Genomic DNA, 23,048 nt, shown 5'->3' with positions numbered 1-23,048 from the left:
ATGAAATTTCTCGACTTCTTTCGCGCCAACAAAAAGCCAAGCACCGCGTCGGTCGCGAAAGAGCGTCTACAGATCATCGTGGCGCACGAACGCGGCCAACGGAGCACGCCGGATTACCTGCCCGCCTTGCAGAAAGAGCTGGTAGAAGTGATTCGCAAATACGTCAATATCGGCAACGATGACGTGCATGTCGCGCTGGAAAACGACGGCAGCTGCTCGATTCTGGAACTCAACATCACCCTGCCAGATCGTTAACCGATCCGGCCGACACCACGGCGACCTGGGCACCTTCTTTACGGAGACGGTTCCCACGTCGCCGTTGGCGTTTCTCAAGAGGCTGTTTTAATGCCGTTGTCCAACATCCACATCATCCACGAGGACGCTGGCGTTCTTGTGGTCAACAAACCGACGTTGCTGCTGTCCGTGCCCGGCCGCGCAGAAGACAACAAGGATTGCCTGATTACCCGCCTGCAAGAAAACGGCTACCCCGAAGCGCGGATCGTACACCGCCTTGATTGGGAAACGTCCGGGATCATTTTGCTGGCGCGGGATGCTGACACCCACCGCGAACTGTCTCGCCAGTTTCATGACCGTGAAACCGAAAAAGCCTACACCGCACTGGCGTGGGGCCAACCGGCGCTCGACAGCGGCACCATTGATCTGCCGCTGCGCTACGACCCGCCGACCAAACCCCGGCACGTGGTGGATCACGAGTTTGGCAAAAATGCCCTGACGTTCTGGAAAGTCCTGGAGCGCTGTGGAGATTACTGCCGCGTGGAACTGACGCCGATCACCGGCCGCTCGCATCAACTGCGGGTACACATGCTGTCCATCGGCCACCCGCTGCTGGGCGACGGCCTGTACGCCCATGAACAGGCGCTGGCGGCATACCCACGCCTGTGCCTGCACGCCAGCATGCTGAGCTTCACTCACCCGCAAACCGGTGAGCGCTTGCGCTTCGAGTGCCCGGCACCGTTCTGACTCCCGCCCCTGCGTGGTCGCTGCCGGGCAACACAGGCGGCGGCTGCGGGATTGAGGTTCAATCGGGGTCAATTTTTGTGACCAATGCGCTAAACTCGCGGCCTTGCTGTCTGGAGTAACTTATGCGCGAAGAGTTGAACCAAGGCCTGATCGACTTTCTCAAGGCCTCCCCTACCCCCTTTCATGCCACCGCCAGCCTGGTGCAGCGTCTGGAGGCCGCCGGTTATCAGCGCCTCGATGAGCGCGAGACCTGGTTCACCGAAGCCAACGGTCGCTATTACGTCACTCGCAACGACTCCTCCATTGTCGCGTTCAAGCTGGGCCGTCACTCGCCCTTGCACGGCGGCATTCGCATGGTCGGCGCGCACACAGACAGCCCCTGCCTGCGGGTCAAGCCTCAACCCGAACTGCAACGCCAGGGTTTTTGGCAACTGGGCGTCGAAGTCTACGGCGGCGCCTTGCTGGCCCCGTGGTTTGACCGCGACCTGTCACTGGCCGGGCGCGTGACCTTCCGCCGCGACGGTAAAGTCGAAAGCCAGCTGATCGATTTCAGGGCGCCCATTGCGACCATTCCGAACCTGGCGATCCACCTCAACCGCACCGCCAACGAAGGCTGGGCGATTAACCCGCAAACCGAGTTGCCGCCGATTCTGGCCCAGGTCGCGGGTGATGAACGTGTGGACTTCCGCGCCTTGCTGACCGACCAACTGGCCCGCGAACACGGCCTGAACGCTGACGTGGTGCTCGATTACGAGTTGAGCTTCTACGATACCCAGAGCGCTGCGGTGATTGGTCTCAATGGTGACTTTATCGCCGGCGCCCGTCTCGACAACTTGCTGTCGTGCTATGCCGGCCTGCAAGCGTTGCTCAATACCGAGACCGACGAAACCTGCCTGTTCGTGGCCAATGACCATGAAGAAGTCGGCTCCTGCTCGGCCTGCGGCGCCGATGGCCCGATGCTGGAGCAAATCCTGCAACGCCTGCTGCCAGAAGGGGATGAGTTCGTACGCACCATCCAGAAATCCCTGCTGGTGTCGGCTGACAACGCCCATGGCGTTCACCCCAACTACGCCGACAAACACGACGCCAACCACGGCCCGAAACTCAACGCCGGGCCGGTGATCAAGGTCAACAGCAATCAGCGTTACGCCACCAACAGCGAAACGGCCGGTTTCTTCCGCCACCTGTGCATGGCCGAAGAAGTGCCGGTGCAAAGTTTTGTGGTACGCAGTGACATGGGCTGCGGCTCGACCATCGGCCCGATCACCGCCAGCCACTTGGGGGTGCGCACGGTGGACATCGGCCTGCCAACGTTTGCCATGCACTCCATTCGCGAATTGGCCGGCAGCCATGACCTGGCGCATCTGGTCAAAGTGCTGAGCGCGTTCTACGCCAGCCAGCAACTCCCGTGAAGGGCCTCGGAGCGGGCCTGCCCCGCTCCAAACCCCGCAAAGTGCAGGCGTGCCGCTCAATTTTGATACACGTCACCGCACACTTTCACAATCGGGCCTAGACTGGAGCCCATTCATTCCTTCAGGTCCATAACAATGATCGAGATGTCTGCGTTCCACTCCATGATGATTCCCATTGTGTGCGGCATGTTGCTGCTGACTGTCGGTTTCACCCTTCGCGAGCGAACCAGCGGCATCGGCGTCCTGATGATCTGGTGCGGCATGCTGCTGATATTCGGCACGATTGTGTTCAAGATTCTGGCCAAGCTGAATGCCTGAACACCTGCGTTTTTTCGCAAAATCCAGCGCTGATTGATTTCATGTGTGACAAGAAGCGAATCAGTGCTGCCCCAGAGTCTGTTCCCTTTTCATAGCAGCCGCGACGAACACCCACGGGTCGCGGTTCACATTTAATCAGGCTGCGTTGCAGCGCTTGAGAAGGGAACAACCATTGCCTTCGCTCTGCGCCTTGCCTGGCTAAATGTGACCCCGCGACGCGGTTTGCAGTGAAACGGGAACAGACCCTAGCGTACACTCGGTCGACCTGCCCCCTTGAGGTTGACCGCCCAGTGCTTGTTCGTTTGTTCGCCCTGCCATATTTAGTGCTCGTTTGCATGCTGACGCTGCTCCCCATCACGTCTGCGCACGCTGTCGGCCTGCCCGGCCTGCTCAGCCCGGATAAAACCCAGGCCCAACCCACCGAGCCGTTGGGTCAGTCGCTGGACGAAGTGATCAAAAACCTGGAGAACGACCAGCAACGCAGCAAGCTGCTGGCCGACTTGAAGAAGCTGCGCGACGCCACCAAAAAGGCGCAACCCGAAGCCGAGATCGGCGTGCTCGGGCTGATCGGCAGCACCCTCACCGACCTCGAAAAACAGTTTTTGGGCAATGACAGCCCAACCTCGCGCTGGGCACGGGAGATTGATCAGGCACAGGACGAACTCAAAGCGCTGATGCTGCCGGCCAGTCAATGGCTGCCGATCATTTTTGCCTTTGCGCTGATCATCATGGTCTGGAGCTTGCTGGCCGCGCTGCTGATTTGGGTCAGCCACCGGGTGCGCCTGCGCTTTGGCCTGAGCGAAGAGTTGCCGCAACACCCCAAGGCGGTGGACATGCTGCGGTTTGCCTTGCGCAAGCTGGGGCCGTGGCTGGTGGCGTTGGTGATGACCGTGTACATGAGCTATTCGTTGCCGTCGTCGCTGGGCAAGGACTTGGCGATGGTGCTGGCGTATGCGCTGGTCATCGGCACCTGTTTCTCGGCCATTTGCGTGATTGCTTTTTCCCTGCTCGACGGCCCGCACCGCCACCGCGCCCTGCACATCCTGCGGCATCAGGCTTTTCGTCCGCTGTGGTGGATCGGCAGTTTTGCCGCCTTCGGCGAGGCCTTGAGCGACCCGCGACTGGTCGCCACCCTGGGCGTGCACCTGGCCCACACGGCCGCCACGTTTGCCAATGTCATGGCGGCGCTGTCCACCGGTTTGTTCATCATTCGCTTCCGCCGCCCGATTGCTCACCTGATTCGTAACCAGCCTTTGTCGCGGCGCCTGACCCGTCGTGCCTTGAGCGACACCATTGAATTGCTCGGCACGTACTGGTGGATTGCGGCGCTGATTCTGGTGGCCATCTCGCTGGCCGCGACGTTTATTTCGGCCGGCGACACCAGCACCGCGTTGCGTCAGTCACTGATCTGCACCGTGCTGGTGGTGCTGTGCATGGTGATTAACGGGCTGGTGCGCCGCCACGCGCAAAAACCACAACGCGGGCTCAAACGTCACGCCCTGTATTCAGAACGCCTTAAAGGCTTTGTCTACACCCTTGCGCACCTGGTGGTGTGGCTGGTGTTCATTGAATTGGGGCTGCGGGTGTGGGGGCTGTCGCTGATTCGCATCACCGAGGGCGACGGCCACGAGATCACCGTCAAGCTGTTCGGGCTGGGCGGTACGCTGCTGTTTGCCTGGCTGATCTGGATTCTGGCCGACACCGCCATTCACCACGCCCTGACCCGCTCGCGCAAAGGGCTGGCCAACGCCCGCGCGCAAACCATGATGCCGCTGATCCGCAACGTGCTGTTCGCGGCCATTTTCATCATTGCGCTGATCGTTGCCCTCGCCAACATGGGCATGAACGTGACGCCGCTGCTGGCCGGTGCCGGTGTCATCGGTCTGGCCATCGGTTTCGGTGCGCAGTCGCTGGTCGCGGACTTGATTACCGGCCTGTTCATCATCATTGAAGATTCACTGGCCATCGATGATTACGTGGATGTCGGCGGCCACTTGGGCACGGTCGAAGGGTTGACCATTCGCACCGTGCGCTTGCGCGACATTGACGGCATCGTGCACACCATTCCGTTCAGCGAAATCAAAAGCATCAAGAACTACTCCCGCGAATTTGGCTACGCGATCTTTCGCGTGGCCATTCCCTACAACATGGAAATCGACGACGCGATCAAGCTGATGCGCGAAGTGGGGCAAAAGATGCGCTCCGATCCGCTTCAGCGCCGCAACATCTGGTCACCGCTGGAAATTCAGGGGGTTGAAAGTTTTGAATCGGGCAGCGCCATTTTACGGGCGCGCTTCAAGACCGCGCCGATCAAGCAATGGGAAGTGTCGCGTGCGTTCAACCTGTCGCTCAAACGCCACCTGGACGAAGCCGGGCTTGATCTGGCCACGCCGCGCCTGAGCGTACAAGTCGTCACGGCCGGCAGCGGGATCTTGCAGAAGGATTAACCCTGCGCCGGCACCTCCACGCCGACATGAATCGCGTCATGGCGCCAGTACTCCAGGTCACAATCGATCAGCCGCCCGTGCTGATCGTAGTTGACCCGCGCAATGCACAACCCCGGGCTGCCCGTTGAGACTTTCAACGTGGCGGCGGCTTGTGTGGGTAACGCAGTCGGCACAATTTCGAATTGCACCCGACCGTAATGCAGGTCGAAATGCCGGGCATACAGCTCGGTAATGGACTGCGTCAGATCAAACTCTAAAATTCGCGGGAAATACTGCGGGTTCAAGTAGTGCTCGACATACAGCACCCGTCGTCCGTCGATACGCCGCCCCCGGCAAATCTGAATCACGCTGGACAGTGCCGGCAACTTCAACCGCTCGCACACCGCTGCCGACGCGGGCTGTAGCCGCGCCGATATCACATCTGTGGTGGGCACTCGCCCCTGGGCGCTGACCATGGCGTGAAAATGGCTGCGCTGCATCAAGTTGTAGGCCAGTCGCGGTGGCGAGATAAACCAGCCGCGCCGTTCTTCGCGGTACACCACCCCTTGGGCTTCGAGTTGCAACAGGGCTTCGCGCACGGTCACCCGCGTGGTATCGAATAACTCACTGAGCTTGCGCTCGGCAGGCAACTGGCTGCCGCACGCCAGCAAACCGTGCCCGATTTGCTCCTGCAACGCACGGCTGATGGCTGTCACCGCTTTGGGGGCCTCTTCACGCATCAACGTTACCTATCTGGACTAGTCCAGCACCAAATATGGGCAAAGGCGGGGTCATCTACCCCGCGTTCCTGAGGGGCCAAGCCTAGGCAGCTCACATGACTGTTCGATGACAGCCCAGGCCCTCTATGCCCTCAACGCCCCGAAAAACGGGGGCAAAGGCATGGTCTACGCTTACTCGCAATGAGCGCATCGGACTCGATCAGCCCTTGCACGGTTGATGCCGACATCAAAGTGTCATACGCCCGTCCTAAATTGGCTCGGGTATTGCTGACCTAGACCAACACCTGCAAAAGACCCATAACAATCAGCGTGAAAACGCCCAAGGAGCTACGGATGAAACAGTTTTTTCTGGCATCACTGTTAGGTTCAAGCATCGCTCTGTGCAGCACGGCCATGGCCGCCGACGTCGATTTGCAAAGCCTGGAAGCCGCCGCGCGCGCCGAAGGTGCAGTCAACAGCGTGGGCATGCCCGATGAGTGGGCCAACTGGAAAGGCACTTGGGCCGATTTGAACCGGCTCTACGGCCTCAAACACATCGACACCGACATGAGTTCGGCGCAGGAAGTGGCCAAGTTTGCAGCTGAAAAAGACAACGCCAGCGCCGACATCGGTGATGTAGGCGCGTCGTTCGGCCCGATTGCCGTGGCCCAAGGCGTCACCCAGCCCTATAAGCCGACCACTTGGGAGCAAATCCCCGACTGGGCCAAGGACAAAGACGGCAACTGGGCGCTGGCTTACACCGGCACCATTGCGTTTATCGTCAATAAAAAACTGTTGCACGGCTCCGACGTCCCCACCCGATGGGCGGACCTGAAAAATGGAAAATACAAAGTATCTATCGGGGATGTCAGCACAGCGGCCCAAGCCGCCAATGGGGTACTGGCCGCCGCACTTGCCAATGGCGGAGACGAAAAGAACATTCAACCGGCGTTGCTGATGTTTGCTGACATCGCCAAACAAGGGCGCCTGTCGCTGGCCAACCCGACCATCGCCACCCTGGAAAAAGGTGAAGTCGAAGTGGGCGTGGTCTGGGACTTCAACGGCCTGAGCTATAAAGCCAAGATGGCCAACCCGGATGACTACGTGGTGCTGATCCCGTCAGATGGCTCGGTCATCTCCGGTTACACGACCATCATCAACAAATACGCCAAGCACCCCAACGCGGCCAAATTGACCCGTGAATTCATCTTCAGCGATGCAGGGCAGACCAACTTGGCACGCGGCAACGCACGGCCGATTCGAGCTGAACACCTGAAACTGCCTGAAGACGTGCAAAAGCAGTTGCTGCCCAATGAACAGTACAAAGATGTAACGCCTATCAAGGATGCCGCAGCCTGGGAGAACACCTCCAAGGCACTGCCGCAGATGTGGCAGGAAGAAGTCATCATCAATATGCAGTAACGCCCTTAACCCTGGAGCGGCTGCCGCAGAGTCGGCAGCCGCAATTGGAAGGCATGCTCTTTCCCTGGTGGAGTCGTACATGAAACACAAGGTCATTCTGGTGGTGCTCGACGGGCTCAACGATGGCGTTGCCCGCCATGCCATGGGGCACTTGCAAGCGTATGCCGCCGCCGGACGCGCGGCCCTGTACACGCTCACGTGCGAATTGCCCGCCCTGTCACGCCCGCTGTACGAGTGCATCCTGACCGGCGTGCCGCCGATTGACAGCGGCATCGTGCACAACAATGTGTCGCGCCTGTCCCACCAACGCAGCGTGTTCCACTACGCACGTGAAGCGGGCCTGAGCACGGCCGCGGCGGCCTATCACTGGGTCAGCGAACTGTATAACCGCTCGCCGTTTGTCATCTCCCGCGACCGTCATACCGAAGCACCGGACTTCCCGATCCAGTACGGGCATTTTTACTGGAACGATCATTACCCCGACTCGCACCTGTTGGCTGACGCGGAGCATTTGCGCGTAAAGCATTCGCCTGACTTTCTGTTGGTTCACCCCATGAACATTGATGATGCCGGGCACAAGCATGGCCTGGACTCGGCGCAGTACCGCAACAGTGCGCGCTCGGCCGACATCCTTCTGGCCGACTACCTGCAAGGCTGGCTGGACGCGGGTTATCAGGTGCTGGTGACGGCCGACCACGGCATGAACAACGACCGCTCGCACAACGGTTTGCTGGAGGAGGAACGTCAGGTGCCGCTGTTTGTGCTGGGCGATGCGTTCAGCTTCAACCCCGACGTCGAACCCCTGCAAACCGAGCTGTGCGGCACGGTTTGCGCGTTGCTGGGCGTGGCCCATGACAAGCCGGTGTGCCGCGACCTGCTGAGGCCCGCCGTATGAGTCGAAGCAAAGGGCTGGCGCTGTTGTGTCTGTTGCCGTTCGCGGTGTTTTTTATCGTGTTTCAAATTGCGCCGCTGGTGTGGGTGCTGATCCACAGCGTGCAGTCGCAAGACAGCGGCTGGGGCCTGGCTAACTTCAGCAAGATTTTCAGTTCCAAGTTTTACCGACAGGCCATTGAGCACAGCCTGCAGATCAGTTTCTGGTCGAGTGTGTTTGGCATTGTGATCGCGGTGCTCGGCAGTTATTCGCTGCGCAAGGTGGATTCGCGGCTGCGCAATTTCGTCAACGCCTTCGCCAACATGACCAGTAATTTCTCGGGCGTGCCGCTGGCCTTTGCTTTCATCATTTTGCTGGGGTTCAACGGCAGCATCACGATCATGCTCAAACAGGCGGGGATCATCGAAGATTTCAACCTGTACTCCAAAACCGGGCTGATCATTCTGTACACCTATTTCCAGATCCCGCTGGGGGTATTGCTGCTGTACCCGGCCTTCGACGCGCTGCGTGAAGACTGGCGCGAATCGGCCTCGCTGCTGGGCGCCAGCAGTTGGCAATTCTGGCGTTTTATCGGCTTGCCGGTGCTTACCCCCGCCCTGCTCGGCACCTTCGTGATTTTGCTGGCCAACGCCCTGGGCGCATACGCCACGGTGTACGCCCTGACCACCGGCAACTTCAACGTATTGCCGATCCGGATTGCTGCGCTGGTGTCCGGTGATATCAGCCTCGACCCGAACATGGCCAGTGCGCTGGCAGTGATTTTGGTGGGCTTGATGACCCTGGTAACGCTGGTGCATCAGTGGCTGTTGAAGAGGACTTACCATGTCGCGCGCTGAATCCACCTCCGCCAGCCTCTACCACCGCAGCGTGGTCTGGCTGCTGTTCCTGATCCTGCTGCTGCCGCTACTGGGCACGCTGATTTACTCCATCGCCAGCAGTTGGTCGGCCACCGTTATGCCCAGCGGGTTTACCTTCAAGTGGTATGTGCAGTTGTGGGGCGATCCACGGTTCCTTGCAGCGTTCGGGCAGTCGCTGCTGGTCTGCGTGGCGGCACTGGCGCTGTCAGTGGTGCTGATTTTGCCGTTGCTGTTTGTGGTGCATTACCACTTTCCCAAGCTCGACGCGCTGATGAACATTCTGATCCTGTTGCCCTTTGCCGTACCGCCCGTGGTGTCGTCGGTGGGCCTGCTGCAACTGTATGGCTCCGGCCCCCTGCAAATGGTCGGAACCCCGTGGATTCTGATCGGCTGCTATTTCACGGTGGCCCTGCCGTTCATGTACCGCGCCATCACCAACAACCTGCAGGCGATCAACCTGCGCGACCTGATGGACGCCGCGCAATTGCTGGGCGCCAACACCTGGCAAGCGGCGTTTCTGGTGGTGTTGCCCAACCTGCGCAAAGGCTTGTTGGTGGCACTGCTGCTGTCGTTTTCGTTCCTGTTCGGTGAGTTCGTGTTTGCCAACATTTTGGTGGGCACCCGCTACGAAACCTTGCAAGTGTTCCTCAACAACATGCGCAACAGCAGCGGCCATTTCACCAGCGCACTGGTGATCTCGTATTTCCTCTTTGTATTGGTGCTGACCTGGGTTGCCACCTTATTGAACAAGGACAAAAGCCAATGAGCTTCGTCAGCGTCGAACATCTGCAAAAAAGCTATTCCGGCACGCCCGTGTTCAGCGACATCAATTGCAGCATCGCCCAGGGAGAGTTCGTCACCCTGCTCGGCCCGTCGGGTTGCGGCAAGTCCACCCTGCTGCGCTGCATCGCCGGGCTCACCCCCGTGGATGACGGCAAGATCCTGCTCGACGGTCAGGACATCGTCCCGCTGAGCCCGCAAAAGCGCGGCATTGGCATGGTGTTTCAGAGCTACGCGCTGTTCCCCAACATGACGGTCGAGCAAAACGTGGCCTTTGGCCTGCGTATGCAAAAGGTCAACGCCAATGACAGCCAAAAGCGCACGACAGAGGCGCTGCAACTGGTGGAGCTCAATGACTACGCCAAACGTTACCCGCATCAGTTGTCGGGCGGGCAATGCCAGCGCGTGGCACTGGCGCGCTCGCTGGTCACCCGCCCACGCCTATTGCTGCTGGACGAGCCGCTGTCTGCCCTGGATGCGCGCATTCGCAAACACTTGCGCGAGCAGATCCGGCAGATCCAGCGCGAACTGAACCTGACCACCATTTTCGTGACCCACGATCAGGAAGAAGCGCTGACGATGAGTGATCGCATCTTCCTGATGAATCAGGGCCGCATCGTCCAGAGCGGTAATGCTCAAACCCTGTACGCGGCCCCGGTGGACGCCTTCGCGGCCGGTTTTATTGGCAACTACAACCTGCTTGAACCCGAGGCCGCCACGCGCCTGTTGCAACGCCCGGTCACCAGCCGCATTGCAATCCGTCCCGAAACGCTCGCTTTAAGCCTGCACGGTGAGCCGGACGCGGTGATCCGCGGCCACAGCCTGTTGGGCAATGTGATTCGCTATCGGGTTGAGGTGCGCGGCGTGGAGTTGATCGTTGACGTGCTCAATCGCTCATCTGCGGATTTGCTTGCAGATGGCCAACGGGTTGCCCTGACCATCGATCCGGGCACCCTGTGTGAGGTAGCCTGATGCTCTTCAACTCATTGCATAGAGAGTGGCGCTGATGGCTTTGGCAATTTTTGATCTGGACGAAACCCTCATTCACGGCGACTGCGCCACCTTGTGGAGCGAACAGATGGGCCGTCTGGGCTGGGTCGATCCCATTTCGTTCATGCAGCGTAACAACGAACTCATGGACGCCTACAGCCGGGGCGAGCTGGCCATGGAGACGTACATGGCCTTCAGCCTGGAGCCGATGATCGGTCGCACGCCTGAAGAAGTTGCCCACCTGGTGGGCCCATGGGTCGAGGAGCATATCGAGCCCATCATTTTCAGTGATGCCACCCGCACGATCGCTGCCCATCGCCAGGCCGGGGACCGGATTCTGGTGATCTCCGCGTCGGGCACCCATTTGGTCAAGCCGATTGCCGAACGACTGGGCATCGACGAGGTGCTGGGCATTGAGCTGGAGGTCAAGCACGGGGTCTACACGGGCAACACCGTCGGCACGTTGACGTACCGGGAAGGCAAAATCACGCGCTTGCTGGAGTGGCTGGACGCCGAAGAAGAAAATCTGGAAGGGGCGAGTTTTTATTCCGACTCACGCAACGATTTGCCGTTGCTGTTGAAAGTGGATCACCCACACGTGGTCAATCCTGACCCGGTGTTGCGTGAACACGCTGAAAAAGCCGGGTGGCCGATCCACCACTGGAAGTAGGCGAACAAGCCCCTGACCACAAGGGACAGGGGCATTGCCGCCGTTTTAGAGCAGGTCCGGGTCGATCACCAGCACCAGCTTGCCGGACACTTGATTGCCGGCCAGCTCATCAAACGCTGCTTGTGCCTGCTCGATCGGGAAGGTCTTGGCCAGTTGTGGGCTCAAGCGCTTCTCAGTGAACAACGGCCACACTTGCTGACCCAAATCGCTGAGTAAATCCGCCTTGAACTGGTCATCGCGGCTGCGAAGGGTCGAACCCAACAGCTGGATGCGCTTGCCCAGTACGAGGGCCAGATCCAGCTCAGCCTTGCGCCCGCCCATCAGACCGATCAGCACCCAGCGACCGTCCTGGGCCAGCAATTGGAGGTTGGACTCCACGTAATTGGCGCCCACCGGATCCAGCACCACATCGAACGGCCCCAGCGCCTTGAGGCTGTCGAGCCCGTCATTGCGCAAAACGCCACCTTGGGCACCGAGAGACTGGCAGTACGCCAGACGCTCTGCAGACCCCACGCTGACCCAGCACGGGCTGCCAAAGGCTTTACACAATTGAATGGCCGCTGAACCGACGCCACTGGCTCCGGCGTGCAACAGCACTTTTTCACCGGGTTTCAGACCGGCCAGTTGGAACAGGTTCAGCCAGGCGGTGCTGTACACCTCGGGCAAGGCCGCGGCTTCGACCAACGACAGACCTTCGGGCACCGGTAAAGCGTGGCGCGCATCCACCACAACCTCTTCAGCCATGCCGCCGCCGGCCAGCAGCGCGCACACACGGTCACCCACTTGCCACGACGATCCGGGGCCGACTTCACTGATCACGCCCGAGCATTCCAGGCCCAACACCTGGCTGGCGCCGGGCGGTGGCGGATAGAGCCCCGCACGCTGTAAAAGATCGGCGCGGTTAAGCCCCGCTGCCGCCACACGAATCCGAATTTGCCCTGCATCGCAGGTGGGACTTGGCTCTTCAACCCACTTCACATGACCTTCAACGCCTTGCAATGCTTTCACAGTGCCTCCATAGTGAGTCCGGACTGAGCCCGGCGCTGAAGCACCGGGCTTTTTGCATTATGCGACCGGTCCTTGATGGAACCGGCGACTTCAAAGACGGCCTAATATGCGTTATCAATTGCCCCCGCGTCGAATCAGCATGAAGCATTTATTCCCTAGCACCGCACTTGCCCTATTCATTGGCCTCAGCGTTTTGCCGCTCTCGGCCAATACATTCGCCGCTAACAGTTGGGATAACCTTCAGCCCGATCGTGATGAGGTAATTGCCAGTCTTAACGTTGTTGAGCTGCTCAAACGCCATCATTACAGCAAGCCGCCACTGGATGACGCACGTTCCGTGATCATCTATGACAGCTACCTGAAACTGCTCGACCCCTCGCGCAGTTATTTCCTGGCCAGCGATATTGCCGAATTCGACAAATGGAAAACCCAATTTGACGATTTCCTCAAAAGTGGCGACCTCAACCCCGGCTTCACGATCTACAAGCGCTACCTGGACCGGGTCAAATCGCGTCTGGACTTCGCCCTTGCCGAACTGAACAAGGGGGTCGACTCGTTCGACTTCAATGCCAAAGAGACCCTGGAGGTCGACCGCAAGGACGCCCCATGGCTCAAGACCGAAGCCGAACTCAACGACCTGTGGCGCAAACGTCTGAAGGACGAAGTGCTACGCCTGAAAATCGCCGGCAAAGAGCCCGCGAAAATCCAGGAACTGCTGACCAAGCGCTACAAGAACCAACTGTCGCGCCTTGACCAGACCCGTAGCGAAGACATCTTCCAGGCGTATATCAACACCTTCGCCATGTCTTACGACCCGCACACCAATTACCTGTCGCCCGATAACGCGGAAAACTTCGACATCAACATGAGCCTGTCGCTCGAAGGCATTGGCGCCGTGTTGCAAAGCGATAACGACCAAGTGAAAGTCGTGCGTCTGGTGCCAGCAGGCCCGGCGGACAAGACCAAGCAGGTGGCCCCGGCGGACAAGATCATCGGCGTTGCCCAGGGCGACAAAGAGATGGTCGACGTGATCGGCTGGCGTCTGGACGAAGTGGTCAAGTTGATTCGCGGCCCTAAAGGCTCGGTGGTGCGTCTGGAAGTGATTCCGGCCAGCAATGCGCCGAATGACCAGACCAGCAAAGTGGTGTCCATCACCCGCGAAGCCGTGAAGCTGGAAGAACAGGCGGCCAAAAAGTCGATCCTGAACCTGAAACAGGACGGCAAGAACTACAAGCTGGGCGTGATTGAAATTCCGGCCTTCTACCTGGACTTCAAGGCATTCCGTGCCGGTGACCCGAATTACAAGAGCACCACCCGCGACGTCAAGAAACTGCTGACCGAGTTGCAGAAAGAAAAAGTCGATGGCGTGATTATCGACCTGCGCAACAACGGCGGCGGTTCGTTGCAGGAAGCGACGGAGCTGACCAGCCTGTTTATCGACAAAGGGCCGACCGTGCTGGTGCGTAACGCGGACGGCAAGGTAGACGTGCTGGAAGACGAAAATCCGGGCGCCTTCTACAAAGGCCCGATGGCGTTGTTGGTCAATCGCCTGTCGGCTTCGGCCTCGGAGATTTTTGCCGGCGCCATGCAGGATTATCACCGTGCACTGATCATCGGCGGCCAGACCTTCGGCAAAGGCACCGTGCAGACCATTCAACCGCTCAACCATGGCGAACTGAAACTGACACTGGCCAAGTTCTATCGGGTTTCCGGCCAGAGCACGCAGCATCAGGGCGTTCTGCCTGACGTCGCGTTCCCGTCGATCATCGACACCAAGGAAATCGGTGAAAGCGCCCTGCCTGAAGCCATGCCATGGGACACCATCCGCCCGGCAATCAAGCCTGCGGTCGACCCGTTCAAGCCTTTCATTGCCCAGCTCAAGGCGGACCATGAAGCGCGCACGGCCAAGGATGCAGAATTCATCTTTATCCGTGACAAGCTGGCGCTGGCTGACAAGCTGATGAACGAGAAGACCGTCAGCCTCAATGAAGCCGAGCGCCGCGCGCAACACGCCGACATTGAAGCCAAGCAACTGGCGATGGAAAACGCCCGTCGTCAGGCCAAAGGCGAAGCACCGCTCAAGGAAATGAAAAAAGAAGACGAAGACGCACTGCCGGTCGAGCCTGAAAAGACCAAACCGGAAGATGACGCCTACCTGAGCGAGACCGGGCGCATCTTGCTCGACTACCTCAAGCTCAATGGTCAGGTGGCCACCCGCTAACGACGCACGCGTGTCGTGGCGCAGTGGCAGCGCACGATCGGGATCATCAGCCGTTAAAGCCGATCCCGATCTCAGCCTGGTTTCTGAGCCACCCCGGCACGGGCGTTTGATCGGGAACAGCCGTGTTGTTCACTGACCTAAAAAAGGGCGGGCCGCGCAAAGCGGTCCGCCCTTTTTTGTCACGTCGGGGGCTTAACGTAACCCGGCCCGATAATGCTGAGCCTGCTCGGGATCGGCTTGCACCCCCGCAGCACCTTGCTCATACAGCGCCGCCAGTTTGATCGGCGCCAGCGGGTGGCCTGCCTTGACCGCCATTGTCCACCAGCGAACGGCTTCAGCGGCGTCAGGGGCTTTGGTCACACTTCCCGCGAGGCTGAACACACCCACTTGGTACGCGGCCTTGCCATCGCCCGCCAGACCCGCCAGGCGCAACAGGCGCACGCCCTCCTCCTTGGCCCCCAGCCCTTGCCCGCGAAACGCCAGGATGTGCCCATAGAAGCTCTGGGCATCGGTATCACCCAGGTTGGCCATGCGCGCGAACTGGCCTTCCATCCAGCGCCATAAACGTGGCTGGCGAACACACCAGCGCCAGTGAAACAACTTGCGCGCCAGCCAGTAGCTCAAGCGCGCCTTGAGTCGCCACATCACTCAGGCTTCCTCATGTTCGTAAACATGCTCAAAGACCCGAACCACTTCAGCGGCATGCCAGGAAGCAGCTGCGATGCCGTCAGGCGGTCCGCTGAAACGGCCGAGCCGCTCTGCGCATTCGAAAAAACCGGTACGGGGCAAACGGCTCGCCCCCTGGCTGATGACCAATGAACTGCGCATCGGCTGTTCCGCTTTGGTGTCCAGCGCGGCCAGATGCTCAAGTGCTGCGGTCAGGGTCAACATGGCCGGGCTGGGCAATTGCAAACGCTCCAGCAAGGCCCGATAGGTCACCAGGTGCCGCTGGCGGCGGGCCTGATCGAGTTCTGCCAGCAAAGCGTCCCAGTGTTGACGACTGATGCGTACGCTCATGACGCGTCCCTCCAGCCGGTGATCCCCAACTCCCAGCCAAGGCTGCGGCTGATGGCGCTGTCCGGCGTGCGCTCACCCCGTTCGATCATGCTCAGGTAAGACGGGCTGATACCGACCGTGCGCGCCAGCGTGTCGAGCGCCAGGCCTTTTGCTTCCCGCAAACTTCGCAGTTGATCAAGCCCTGGCAGCGTGTGCTCAGGAACAGGCGCGGCTGGCGCCTCGGCGGGTGCTGGCTGCTGGCTCATACCCGCGGCCTTGAGCAGTGCCTGATAGCTTTCCCATGACAGAACCGCGTATTCGGGTTCCCCGTTGCGCTTGATAATTTGAAGATCCATTACTAAACCCCGTCAGACTTTTAAATAAATCGAGTCGGAACTTTCCCTAGAAGCTTAATCCTAACAGCCGCTAAGGTCTTGGGGGTTTTTGATGTGAGGTCAGATAAACCTACGACCGGTGAGGGAAACGGTGCGGGGCGCTGCAAATGTTATCCACACAAATTGTGGATAACCTTGTGAACAGAGCTGATTTTGATCCCTGAAAGCCCCGTTCCATAAGGGCTGCGCTCAGATCGGGCATTTTTTACACACATAAAAAAACCCATAAATTCATTGACTTGGCAGCCGAGTGGCACTAGCAACCCGCACACAGCGCTTTGGGGATGTTCCGATCAGAGGTCAAACAGAGCGTAGGAAATGAACTACAGAAACGAAAACGCCCCGTCGAGACGGGGCGCTATGTGCTGCAACTCGCTTACTTGCTGGCAGGTGCTTGCGGGGCAACTTCCTGATCAGCGCTGGCCGGGTCTTTGATACCCAGCAGTTCCAGGTCGAACACCAGCACCGAGTTGGCTGGAATGGCCGGGCTTGGGCTCTGCGCGCCGTAAGCCAGTTCGCTAGGAATGTAGAGCTTGTACTTCTCGCCAACGTGCATCAGTTGCAGGCCTTCAACCCAACCCGGGATCACGCCGCTCACTGGCAGATCAATCGGGCTGCCACGCTCAACCGAGCTGTCGAACACTTTGCCGTCGATCAGTTTGCCTTCGTAGTGAACCGTCACCACGTCGGTCGCTTTTGGCTGTGGGCCATCGGCTTTCTTGATCACTTCGTATTGCAGGCCAGAAGCGGTGGTGGTGACACCGGCTTTCTTGCCATTTTCTTCGAGGAATTTTTTGCCAGCTGCCGAGGCTTCTTCGCTCATTTTGGTCAGACGCTCTTCAGCACGCTTTTGCAGTGCAGAGAAGGCTTCGATCAGCTCGTCATCTTTAAGTTTTTGCTCTTTCTTGCCAACGGCATCTTCGATGCCCAGGGCGACGGCTTTGGAATCCAGATCATCCATGCCTTCTTGAGCCAGGCTTTTGCCCATGTTCAGGCCGATGCCATAAGAAGCTTTTTGTGCCGGAGTTTTCAGCTCTACGCTGGTTTGCGAATCGCAACCCGCCAGTACCAGGCCTACCAGAGCCACAGCTGCCGCCAACCGATGCTGTTTCATGCTATTTCCTTGTTCATGCGCCAAATGGGCAATCGAATAAAGCCGCGAGCTTATCAGGCGGCCGCGACCAATGGCTACCGGCATGAGAGCCACAAAACGCTCAGAAGTTCATGCGTAAAAGACAATTCATAATCGCTGCAACTTTTGTAAACACTTAAGACGGTCTGTCAAGGCGGATGCCTATTTTTCAGCAGGAACTAATGGCTACTTGATGCCAGCCACTCTGTAAGGCATAAGACGGTAAAAATTTGACAAGGAGCGTGACAGTGCGTCTGTTTTACCGTGTTCTGCTAATCCTGCTGGCGGCCGTGGCGGGGTTGATTGCCGTGGTGGTCTATTTCACCGCCCATCCCCACTTACCGGCCTATCAGGCACCGCAGCAGCTGCATTACCTGGATCAATGGAGCCCGGCAGACCGCCAGACTTATTACTACACGCCCCAAGGCACTCAAGTGAAAGGCTTGCGCTACAACTGGTTCAGCGCGTTGGAGTTGCCGTTTTCGCAGCAACCTTTTGCCGCGCCCGAGTACTTGGCGCGCTTCGGCTTTCTGGTCGACCCTCAACAAAAAGCCAGTGCTGCCAACCCCGGCAATTTGCCTGTGGGGTTTACCCGTCACAGCAATCCCGGCAGCACGGTTGAATACCTCGACATCACCTGCGCCGCCTGCCACACCGGCGAATTGCGTTATCAAGGGCAAGCCCTGCGCGTGGATGGCGCCCCGGCCCAGCACGTGCTGCCTTCAAGCGTGCCGACCCTGCGCGGTGGCAGCTTCGGCCAGGCCTTGGTGGCCAGCCTGGCCACCACCTATTACAACCCGTGGAAATTCGAGCGGTTCGCCCACGCCGTGCTGGGCGATGACTATCAAGCGCAGCACAAACAGTTGCGCCGCGAATTCAAAACCGCGCTGGACACTTTCCTCGCCGTGGCCTGGAATGACACCCATCGCGGCCTCTACCCCACCCTGGAAGGCCCCGGCCGTACCGACGCCTTCGGCCGCATTGCCAATGCCAGTTTTGGCGACGCGATTTCCCCTGACAACTACCGCGTCGCCAATGCGCCGGTCGATTACCCGCACCTGTGGGACATGTGGACATTCGACTGGGTGCAGTGGACCGCATCGGCCAAGCAACCCATGGCACGCAACATCGGTGAGGCCCTGGGTGTCGGCGCCACCCTGAACTTTTTCGACAGCCACGGCCAGCCTTTACAAGGGGATGCGCGCTACCCCTCCAGTGTGCGGGTGCATGACTTGCACCTGATCGAAGAAACCCTGCAAAAGCTCAAACCGCCCGTGTGGCCTGAAGCACTCTTCGGCCAGATCGACCGCCCGCTGGCCGCCAAAGGGCGCGCCCTGTTCACGGAAAACTGCGCCGGTTGCCACGTGCCGCAGGTCAAGGACGAAGCAGGCCGCCGCGTGCAACAGCTGACGGTCATCGCATTGGACGTGATCGGCACGGACCCCAATACCGCCAATAACATCGCCGATAACCGCTATGACGTCAGTGCCCTGCAATGGGATCCGGCCGAGTTGGCGAAGATGAACGTGACGCTGTTCCCCCACAGCGATGAACCGCTGGACTTGCATCAACTGTCCGTTGCCAAGGGGCTGGCGTACATCACCGCCTTTGTTGAAAAGCATGCGTACGACGCCGCCGGGATCAGCCCGCAGGAACAGGATCGCCTCAATGGTTACGGGCTGCCGATTGCCGTGCAGGAAGTGCGCGCATACAAGGCGCGGCCGCTGGACGGGATCTGGGCCACAGCGCCGTATTTGCACAACGGCTCGGTGCCCACGCTGTATCAATTGCTGTCGCCTCAGTCCGAGCGCGACGAAACGTTTTACCGCGGCACGTTTGAGTACGATCCACGCCATCTGGGTTATCGCACTGAAGCCTTTGACGGGGGCTTTGTGCTGGACACCCGCATCAGCGGCAACCACAACAGCGGCCATGAGTTTCGGGCCGGGCCGCGGGGCAATGGGGTCATCGGGCGCTTGCTGCAACCTGAAGAGCGCTGGGCCTTGCTGGAGTACCTGAAAGTCCTCGGCAGCCCGCTCGAACAACAGGTGCCCGCACTGTGAAAAGGCCATTCCAACGCACGGTAACTGAAAGGATCTTTGCATGCTGACCACTCTTTGGATGCGCTTGGGCTCATGGCTGGGCAAGCTGCTACTGGCACTGATAGCGCTGGGGTTGATCGGCTGGGCATTGGCCAGCGGCTGGTATGCCTGGCAACACCGCGGGCCGGTGTCCACGCAAGAGGAAATCCCGACCGGCGAAGCCGCGATGACCCGGGATACGATTCAGACCGCCCTCAAAATTGTCGATCAGCACCGGGAAAACACCCGTTACCTGCGCGATGCTCACGCCAAGGCACATGGTTGCGTCAACGCCGAGGTTGAGGTGTTGAGCGACCTGAATCCGGCCTTGCGTCAGGGTGTCTTCGCCGAACCGGGCAAGACCTGGCACGCCGTAATGCGCCTGTCCAACGGCAATGCCTACCCGCAATTTGACAGCATTCGCGATGCCCGGGGGATGGCCATCAAACTGCTGGACGTCCCGGGCGCTCAACTGATGCCCAGCCAACAAGGCCGCACCGAACAGGATTTTGTGATGTTCAACCATCCCAACTTCTTCGTCAGTGATGTGGCCGAGTACCGACAAAACATCGGGGCGCAGGCTGACGGCAAAAAGGTCATGGCGTTCTTCCCGTCGTGGAACCCCAAGGACTGGCAAGTTCGCCATTTGTTCATTGCCTTGGCGACGTTGTCACCGGCGCCGGCCAGCCCGACGCAGACCACCTATTTTTCGGTCTCGCCTTACAAGTTTGGCAGCGTGAACGCCAAGTTCCGGGTAGCCCCCGACCCTGAGCGGTGCCCGGCCTACACGCTGCCCGAGCAGAACCAGGCGCTGCCCAATTTCTTGCGCCAGGCGCTGACCCGGCAACTGTCGACTGACCGTGTACCGGCCTGTTTCGTGTTGCAAATCCAGCGCCAGAACGCCAATCGCTACATGCCGATTGAAGACACCAGCATCGAGTGGCAAACGTCCGATGCACCGTTCGAGACCGTCGCGCGCATCAACGTACCCGCTCAGGACTTTGACACCCCGCGCCAGAACCTGACGTGCGACAACCTGTCCTTCAACCCCTGGCACGGGATCGAGGCGCATCGGCCTATTGGTGGCATCAATCGGTTGCGCAAGGCCGTGTATGAGTCGGTCAGTGAATACCGTCACTCGCGCAACGCCGAACAATAATGACCTGCAGGCCCGTCTCAGGCAGACGGGTCTTGCCCCTGTTCCGTGAGCACCACAAAGGGCTGCCAGCGCTCGGTCACTCGACCTTTGCGTGTCCACACCGTGTCAGTCACCAACACCTCCAACACGGCCCCCTGGGCCACATGCCGGACATAATCAGCGGCACTCAGCACACCGAGGCTGAGCAAATGCTCGAAGTCGCTGACTTCACCCTCGCGCCGGGTCACGCTGGCAATCAACGCGCGGTCGATACCTTCTGACAACTGGCGATACGACAACAATGCCCCTTGGGGCGCCGAAAAATAGATTTTGTGGCCAATCGCGTTTTGCATCAGCCAAAAACCCATGCACACGTTATCCGGCGAAAAACAGTTGTTCATGAGTAAGCGCTGGCTGGCCGGCACAGGCACGCCAGCGTTATCAGCCGAGTGATACACCGCCACCACCTGATAGCCCGCAGGCAATAGAGGCGCACCTGAGCGCTCTCTGCCGTAGGCGTCCGGGCGGTCGTATCGTTCGAAAGCGGCAATGTGAGGGCGTGTGCAGACAAAACGCGCGTGCTCCGTGTGCTTGAGAATAAAACCCACCCGTTGAACCCTTGCACCTTTAAGCATCTGGGCATGGGCCAGTCTGGCGGCGGCATTAGCCGTTGCCGCGATCGGCCCGCACAGGGGCGGCCGGTCATCAACCTGCGTGTCGATGACCTGGCCGGTTCGCCAATCGCCGGTAATGCGAGCGCGTCGACGCCAGAAAATACCGGGGCATACCACACTCAATTCCCCGGCCAGATACACCATCGCCAAAAAATCGCTCGGCAGCAGCACATTCTCGGCATCTGATTGTTCAAGGTGCCCTGGCGGGCCCGGATGGACCAACCTGAACACAGGCATCAAGGCGCGCTCCAGCTGCGAATCGCTGGAGACGTAGCACAGCAGGCTGCCATCGGGATTGGATAAGTAGAAACGCCCGTAATTGTGGCGAAATGAAATGGCCGTGCGCAGATCCATCATGGAGAAGAAGTTGTCTTGCAGGGCTCGCTCTTCATCACTGAGGTTCAGCGGGTGCGCGAAAACAGTGTGTGAGTGATAAAGCCCTTCAATGGCATAGCCTTCAGGCGGCAAAATATCGCCGTTTGCTCCCAGCGACAGCACGTCTGCGGGCCGGAACAGAGTGCCCTCACTGCTCTGTGGGATGGTGGCAAAGTACTGATGGTCTTTGCTCAAAATAAAGCCGCCGAATTCCTCTTCGCGTTGATTGCCAATTAAATCGTGGGCATACACCGCTGCATCGTCTGCGCTGATAAACGCAGGACTCAGGGTGGGAACAAGCGTTGAGTAAGGGCGGGGGGTGTCGAGGGTGGAGTCGTCCATTAGGGGGTCCTTGAGGTCGCGTGGGGGGGGGTTGAGCCGACTTGGTTCAACGGGCCATCACGCAACAGTGTCAAGGTCATTCCCGGTGCCGGGGCGTTACAGGGCTACTACCCGGCAAACGCCCCCTTAATACGCACCCCGCTTGCCGGGGCAGGTATCGAGCCTCAGTGAACAGGCAATTCGACGCCTTCGAACAGGTCTTCAAGTTCTTGCTTGTTATGGCACTGGATCGCTTTGGCCATCACTTCGCGGGTCAGGTGCGGGGCGAATTTTTCGATGAAGTCACACATAAAACCGCGCAAGAACGTGCCCCGACGGAAACCGATTTTGGTAATGCTCGACTCGAACAGCTCGCTGGCATCCAGCACCACCAAATCTTTATCAAGGGTGGTGTCGACGGCCATCTTGGCCACGATGCCAACCCCCAACCCGAGTCGCACATAGGTTTTGATGACGTCGGCGTCGGCAGCCGTGAACACCACTTTTGGCGTAAGGCCACGATGGCTGAACGCCTCGTCGAGCTTCGAGCGGCCGGTGAAGCCAAAGACGTAGGTCACGATCGGGTATTCGGCCAGCGCTTCAAGGGTCAGCTTGGGCAATTTGGTCAGCGGATGCCCTTGGGGCACCACGACGCAACGGTTCCAGCGATAGCACGGCATCATCACCAGGTCGCCGAACAGTTCGAGGGCTTCGGTGGCAATGGCGAAATCAACGGTGCCATCGGCTGCCATCTCGGCGATCTGCATCGGCGAGCCCTGATGCATGTGCAAGGACACGTCCGGGTATTGCTTGATGAAGTTGCTGATAACCGGCGGCAAGGCATACCGCGCCTGGGTGTGGGTGGTCGCAATCGACAGGGTGCCTTTTTTCTCGTTGGAGAATTCCTGAGCGATTTGCTTGATGCTTTCGACCTTGCGCAGGATCTCGCCGGCCGTGGTGATAATGCGCTCGCCGGCCGGCGTGACGCGGGTCAGGTGCTTGCCGCTGCGGGCAAACACTTCGACGCCTAATTCGTCTTCAAGCAAGCGGATCTGTTTGCTGATACCCGGCTGTGAGGTGTAAAGGCTCTGCGCAGTGGCGGAAACGTTGAGGTCGTGGTGCGCCACTTCCCAGATGTAGCGCAATTGTTGAAGCTTCATATGCATCCCTCAAAGCAATTAGACGCCAAGGGTATCGGCGGCGGTATATAACTATATGGAAGGTCAGAAGAAGAAATCTA

The 23,048-nt window shown here is 59.2% G+C and carries 22 protein-coding genes; 14 read left to right on the top strand and 8 right to left on the bottom strand.

Annotation, left to right across the window (positions count from 1 at the left end):
- From minE to IF654_RS08160, 5 genes are all read left to right on the top strand, one after another.
- Entirely contained in the window at positions 1-255 is a 255-nt protein-coding gene (minE, locus tag IF654_RS08180; RefSeq protein WP_003175252.1) for a cell division topological specificity factor MinE, read from the top strand.
- Between the two features lie 90 nt (positions 256-345).
- Positions 346-981, top strand: coding sequence for an RluA family pseudouridine synthase (locus IF654_RS08175; protein ID WP_047274219.1), 636 nt, complete (start codon positions 346-348; stop codon positions 979-981).
- 122 nt (positions 982-1,103) lie between these two features.
- On the top strand, positions 1,104-2,393 hold the full coding sequence (locus IF654_RS08170) for a M18 family aminopeptidase (protein ID WP_047292727.1): 1,290 nt from the start codon (positions 1,104-1,106) through the stop codon (positions 2,391-2,393).
- A gap of 135 nt (positions 2,394-2,528) precedes the next feature.
- On the top strand, positions 2,529-2,711 hold the full coding sequence (locus tag IF654_RS08165; RefSeq protein WP_047277756.1) for a hypothetical protein: 183 nt from the start codon (positions 2,529-2,531) through the stop codon (positions 2,709-2,711).
- Between the two features lie 290 nt (positions 2,712-3,001).
- The gene (locus IF654_RS08160; protein ID WP_047281731.1) at positions 3,002-5,158 is read left to right on the top strand and encodes a mechanosensitive ion channel family protein; all 2,157 of its coding nucleotides are present in this window, start codon (positions 3,002-3,004) and stop codon (positions 5,156-5,158) included.
- Here the strand turns inward: IF654_RS08160 and IF654_RS08155 are convergent.
- Positions 5,155-5,877 carry a UTRA domain-containing protein gene (locus IF654_RS08155; RefSeq protein WP_047274211.1) on the bottom strand — a complete coding sequence of 241 codons (723 nt, stop codon included), beginning with the start codon at positions 5,875-5,877 and terminating at the stop codon, positions 5,155-5,157. The two genes, IF654_RS08160 and IF654_RS08155, sit on opposite strands and share 4 nt — an antisense overlap.
- A 333-nt stretch (positions 5,878-6,210) precedes the next feature.
- On the opposite strand from IF654_RS08155, the gene IF654_RS08150 reads away from it, so the two are divergent.
- The 6 genes from IF654_RS08150 (at position 6,211) to IF654_RS08125 (ending at position 11,467) form a co-directional block, all read left to right on the top strand.
- Positions 6,211-7,278, top strand: coding sequence for an ABC transporter substrate-binding protein (locus IF654_RS08150; protein WP_047274209.1), 1,068 nt, complete (start codon positions 6,211-6,213; stop codon positions 7,276-7,278).
- Positions 7,279-7,357: 79 nt separating this feature from the next.
- The gene (locus IF654_RS08145) at positions 7,358-8,173 is read left to right on the top strand and encodes an alkaline phosphatase family protein (protein WP_194862604.1); all 816 of its coding nucleotides are present in this window, start codon (positions 7,358-7,360) and stop codon (positions 8,171-8,173) included.
- Complete coding sequence (locus tag IF654_RS08140) at positions 8,170-9,006, top strand: ABC transporter permease (RefSeq protein WP_047274205.1); 837 nt, start codon at positions 8,170-8,172, stop codon at positions 9,004-9,006. Before IF654_RS08145 ends, IF654_RS08140 begins: the two co-directional genes overlap by 4 nt.
- Positions 8,993-9,793 (top strand): ABC transporter permease, encoded by an 801-nt coding sequence (locus IF654_RS08135; RefSeq protein WP_047274203.1) that lies wholly within the window; start codon positions 8,993-8,995, stop codon positions 9,791-9,793. Before IF654_RS08140 ends, IF654_RS08135 begins: the two co-directional genes overlap by 14 nt.
- Entirely contained in the window at positions 9,790-10,779 is a 990-nt protein-coding gene (locus tag IF654_RS08130; protein WP_169880523.1) for an ABC transporter ATP-binding protein, read from the top strand. Before IF654_RS08135 ends, IF654_RS08130 begins: the two co-directional genes overlap by 4 nt.
- 34 nt (positions 10,780-10,813) lie before the next feature.
- Positions 10,814-11,467 carry an HAD family hydrolase gene (locus IF654_RS08125; protein ID WP_047277764.1) on the top strand — a complete coding sequence of 218 codons (654 nt, stop codon included), beginning with the start codon at positions 10,814-10,816 and terminating at the stop codon, positions 11,465-11,467.
- Between the two features lie 45 nt (positions 11,468-11,512).
- On the opposite strand, the gene IF654_RS08120 is transcribed toward IF654_RS08125, so the two are convergent.
- On the bottom strand, positions 11,513-12,475 hold the full coding sequence (locus tag IF654_RS08120; RefSeq protein ID WP_047274197.1) for a zinc-binding dehydrogenase: 963 nt from the start codon (positions 12,473-12,475) through the stop codon (positions 11,513-11,515).
- A 139-nt stretch (positions 12,476-12,614) separates the two neighbouring features.
- Between IF654_RS08120 and IF654_RS08115 the strand changes: the two genes are divergently transcribed.
- Complete coding sequence (locus IF654_RS08115) at positions 12,615-14,696, top strand: carboxy terminal-processing peptidase (RefSeq protein WP_169835968.1); 2,082 nt, start codon at positions 12,615-12,617, stop codon at positions 14,694-14,696.
- Between the two features lie 192 nt (positions 14,697-14,888).
- On the opposite strand, the gene IF654_RS08110 is transcribed toward IF654_RS08115, so the two are convergent.
- From IF654_RS08110 to IF654_RS08095, 4 genes are all read right to left on the bottom strand, one after another.
- Positions 14,889-15,344, bottom strand: a complete 456-nt coding sequence (locus IF654_RS08110; RefSeq protein WP_047282612.1) for a tetratricopeptide repeat protein — start codon at positions 15,342-15,344, stop codon at positions 14,889-14,891.
- A complete protein-coding gene (locus IF654_RS08105; RefSeq protein WP_047274192.1) occupies positions 15,345-15,713 on the bottom strand; it encodes a hypothetical protein in 369 nt (122 codons plus the stop codon). It abuts the gene before it with no gap.
- Positions 15,710-16,048: a helix-turn-helix domain-containing protein gene (locus IF654_RS08100; RefSeq protein ID WP_047274190.1), complete on the bottom strand. Its 339-nt coding sequence runs from the start codon at positions 16,046-16,048 to the stop codon at positions 15,710-15,712. The genes IF654_RS08105 and IF654_RS08100 overlap by 4 nt, the downstream gene beginning before the upstream one ends.
- 415 nt (positions 16,049-16,463) lie before the next feature.
- Entirely contained in the window at positions 16,464-17,201 is a 738-nt protein-coding gene (locus IF654_RS08095; protein ID WP_047274188.1) for an FKBP-type peptidyl-prolyl cis-trans isomerase, read from the bottom strand.
- Between the two features lie 266 nt (positions 17,202-17,467).
- Here IF654_RS08095 and IF654_RS08090 point away from each other — a divergent pair, with 266 nt between their 5' ends.
- The gene (locus IF654_RS08090; protein WP_094988346.1) at positions 17,468-19,282 is read left to right on the top strand and encodes a di-heme-cytochrome C peroxidase; all 1,815 of its coding nucleotides are present in this window, start codon (positions 17,468-17,470) and stop codon (positions 19,280-19,282) included.
- Between the two features lie 40 nt (positions 19,283-19,322).
- Positions 19,323-20,459, top strand: coding sequence for a catalase family protein (locus IF654_RS08085; RefSeq protein ID WP_047274184.1), 1,137 nt, complete (start codon positions 19,323-19,325; stop codon positions 20,457-20,459).
- Between the two features lie 17 nt (positions 20,460-20,476).
- Here the strand turns inward: IF654_RS08085 and IF654_RS08080 are convergent, their stop codons facing one another.
- Together IF654_RS08080 and cysB are read right to left on the bottom strand one after the other, a co-directional pair.
- A complete protein-coding gene (locus IF654_RS08080) occupies positions 20,477-21,829 on the bottom strand; it encodes a hypothetical protein (protein WP_047274182.1) in 1,353 nt (450 codons plus the stop codon).
- A gap of 164 nt (positions 21,830-21,993) precedes the next feature.
- Positions 21,994-22,968 carry an HTH-type transcriptional regulator CysB gene (gene cysB / locus IF654_RS08075; RefSeq protein WP_047274180.1) on the bottom strand — a complete coding sequence of 325 codons (975 nt, stop codon included), beginning with the start codon at positions 22,966-22,968 and terminating at the stop codon, positions 21,994-21,996.
- Positions 22,969-23,048: the final 80 nt, after the last annotated feature.

This window comes from Pseudomonas lundensis, from assembly GCF_015377145.2.
GTDB lineage: Bacteria > Pseudomonadota > Gammaproteobacteria > Pseudomonadales > Pseudomonadaceae > Aquipseudomonas > Aquipseudomonas lundensis.
Note: the sequence above shows the minus strand (reverse complement) of the source record. Positions and strands in the feature narration are given on the sequence as shown.

Bases quoted from the DNA above. Each gene is read 5' to 3' on its own strand.
- minE (WP_003175252.1), top strand. From the start codon at position 1: ATGAAATTTCTCGACTTCTTTCGCGCCAACAAAAAGCCAAGCACCGCG.
- IF654_RS08175 (WP_047274219.1), top strand. From the start codon at position 346: ATGCCGTTGTCCAACATCCACATCATCCACGAGGACGCTGGCGTTCTT.
- IF654_RS08170 (WP_047292727.1), top strand. From the start codon at position 1,104: ATGCGCGAAGAGTTGAACCAAGGCCTGATCGACTTTCTCAAGGCCTCC.
- IF654_RS08165 (WP_047277756.1), top strand. From the start codon at position 2,529: ATGATCGAGATGTCTGCGTTCCACTCCATGATGATTCCCATTGTGTGC.
- IF654_RS08155 (WP_047274211.1), bottom strand. From the start codon at position 5,877: ATGCGTGAAGAGGCCCCCAAAGCGGTGACAGCCATCAGCCGTGCGTTG.
- IF654_RS08150 (WP_047274209.1), top strand. From the start codon at position 6,211: ATGAAACAGTTTTTTCTGGCATCACTGTTAGGTTCAAGCATCGCTCTG.
- IF654_RS08145 (WP_194862604.1), top strand. From the start codon at position 7,358: ATGAAACACAAGGTCATTCTGGTGGTGCTCGACGGGCTCAACGATGGC.
- IF654_RS08140 (WP_047274205.1), top strand. From the start codon at position 8,170: ATGAGTCGAAGCAAAGGGCTGGCGCTGTTGTGTCTGTTGCCGTTCGCG.
- IF654_RS08135 (WP_047274203.1), top strand. From the start codon at position 8,993: ATGTCGCGCGCTGAATCCACCTCCGCCAGCCTCTACCACCGCAGCGTG.
- IF654_RS08130 (WP_169880523.1), top strand. From the start codon at position 9,790: ATGAGCTTCGTCAGCGTCGAACATCTGCAAAAAAGCTATTCCGGCACG.
- IF654_RS08125 (WP_047277764.1), top strand. From the start codon at position 10,814: ATGGCTTTGGCAATTTTTGATCTGGACGAAACCCTCATTCACGGCGAC.
- IF654_RS08115 (WP_169835968.1), top strand. From the start codon at position 12,615: ATGAAGCATTTATTCCCTAGCACCGCACTTGCCCTATTCATTGGCCTC.
- IF654_RS08105 (WP_047274192.1), bottom strand. From the start codon at position 15,713: ATGAGCGTACGCATCAGTCGTCAACACTGGGACGCTTTGCTGGCAGAA.
- IF654_RS08100 (WP_047274190.1), bottom strand. From the start codon at position 16,048: ATGGATCTTCAAATTATCAAGCGCAACGGGGAACCCGAATACGCGGTT.
- IF654_RS08095 (WP_047274188.1), bottom strand. From the start codon at position 17,201: ATGAAACAGCATCGGTTGGCGGCAGCTGTGGCTCTGGTAGGCCTGGTA.
- IF654_RS08085 (WP_047274184.1), top strand. From the start codon at position 19,323: ATGCTGACCACTCTTTGGATGCGCTTGGGCTCATGGCTGGGCAAGCTG.
- IF654_RS08080 (WP_047274182.1), bottom strand. From the start codon at position 21,829: ATGGACGACTCCACCCTCGACACCCCCCGCCCTTACTCAACGCTTGTT.
- cysB (WP_047274180.1), bottom strand. From the start codon at position 22,968: ATGAAGCTTCAACAATTGCGCTACATCTGGGAAGTGGCGCACCACGAC.